The following is a 1,607-nucleotide window of genomic DNA, read 5'->3' on the forward strand; positions in this document are numbered from 1 at the left end:
AGCCTCGCGAAGCTCGGCCTCAAAGATACCGCTGCGCCCGCAGTTTGGGAGGCCGTCCTGTCTGCTTGATGAGGTATCCTTTCTATAACAAAAATCTCGTCCAGACCGCCTATTTGCACCAGAGCCGATCTGGGTACCCGGAAGTTAGCGAGCATCTGGCATGTTCCCGGCCCAAGCCGAAACTCGGCTACGGCGTTCGATCCGACGAGGGGGCGCCTGTTCATCGGATCGCGTGGCCCCGGCAAGCTGTTCGTCCTGGACGCGAGTAACGGCTCGGTCATACAGTCTCTCGATATCGTCGATATTTCGGACGACTTGACTTTTGACCCACTGCATCATCGACTGTACGTAACCGGCGCGGAAGGCCTCGATGTCGTCAAACAAGTCGATCAGAACCATTATGCGATCGAGCAACATATGGACACTCTCGGTGGCAAGACCTCGATCTATGTTCCGTCGCTAAAGAGGTTCTACGTCGTTCACACGAAGGGTCCCCAGGCAGCGGAAGCCGGACTTCAGGTGTTCAGCGTCCACTGACCTGGGATCTGATGCGTGGACAGAGTTTCAACTGCGCCCGCGTCATTCTGAGCGGCATCGCCAGACGTCCATTGGTTCGCAACGCGCAGTTCGCCGTTTGCATCTTCAGCGTCGCGCACGATCTGGGCCGCCGCTCGGAACTCCTTTATCTTCAGCGACATCGCCTCGCAGCACGGCGCCTGTCAGGCGATTGGAGCTCACGAATGTCAGCGATGGTGGCGACTTCGTGCGGCGCGCCGCCGAACGAGAGAGAGCGTCGCGGTAAGCGGGCTACACCCCGCGTCAGCTCATGTCCTTCGGCTAGAACACGTAGACGACCTGGCGCAAAGCGCAGATCAACTGCACGGGACAGTCGTCAAGATCTATCCGCCGCGTCCGAGTCGCAACGTTGATCACGTTGATGGCGCTGTCGAAATTAACCTTCCGCACATGGAACCCGATTCGCTTGCGGCCCAGCACTTCGCCACGGCGAAGTGCTCCTTGATCGCGGGCAACGCGTGTCTCCAGCCCGACTGCTTTTACTCCCTTCGCCACGAAATCAATTTCCTCAAACAGTCTAGTCCGTCTGGGTGAAGTCAAAGGACTGCTCAACAACGACCTGATCGCCGCCGTCGACCTTACATTGGTACTGCGCCATCGCGCGCCGTACCGCCCCATCAAAGACCCCCGGGGGCGTCGACCTGACGATGTCGACACGAACCACCTTGCCGCCTTTGACCGTGGCACGCGCGGTTACTGCGCCGACAATTCCCTCGGCGAGCGCGCGCGTCGGCATTTCCGGCCTGGCCTGGACGGGACACACGATTGCGATGTCGCCCGGCGCCCCGGTGGCCGCCGTCGTGTTGCCGGACGCCGCAGCCGCCGGAGCTGGCCCGGCTGGCGCAGCCTGAAGACTGGAGGGCGCGTTCTGCGTGGGGATGGGCGCCGCGGCAACCGGCACCGGTGCGACCGTCGGCGTAGCAACGTGCCGTTGTACTGGCGCGGCCGGTCGTGCAGTCGGCCTCGGCGCCGGAACTTCCGACTGGTGCATCACAACTTTCTTGATGACTGGCGGCGGCGGGGGCGGAGGC

At 61.9% G+C, this 1,607-nt stretch carries 4 protein-coding genes; all 4 read right to left on the minus strand.

Annotation, left to right across the window (positions count from 1 at the left end; translation table 11 throughout):
- Nucleotides 1–144: 144 nt before the first annotated feature.
- Complete coding sequence (locus F6X42_RS42490; protein ID WP_187639713.1) at nt 145–417, minus strand: hypothetical protein; 273 nt, start codon at nt 415–417, stop codon at nt 145–147.
- A gap of 98 nt (nt 418–515) precedes the next feature.
- Nucleotides 516–698, minus strand: a complete 183-nt coding sequence (locus F6X42_RS42495; RefSeq protein WP_187639714.1) for a hypothetical protein — start codon at nt 696–698, stop codon at nt 516–518.
- A gap of 139 nt (nt 699–837) precedes the next feature.
- Nucleotides 838–1,071, minus strand: a complete 234-nt coding sequence (locus F6X42_RS42500) for a hypothetical protein (protein ID WP_187639715.1) — start codon at nt 1,069–1,071, stop codon at nt 838–840.
- A gap of 22 nt (nt 1,072–1,093) precedes the next feature.
- On the minus strand, nt 1,094–1,607 hold a 514-nt coding region (locus tag F6X42_RS43665; RefSeq protein WP_222945937.1), incomplete at its 5' end, for an energy transducer TonB.

Origin of the sequence: Paraburkholderia podalyriae (genome assembly GCF_014397785.1) — a bacterium.
Lineage (GTDB): Bacteria > Pseudomonadota > Gammaproteobacteria > Burkholderiales > Burkholderiaceae > Paraburkholderia > Paraburkholderia podalyriae.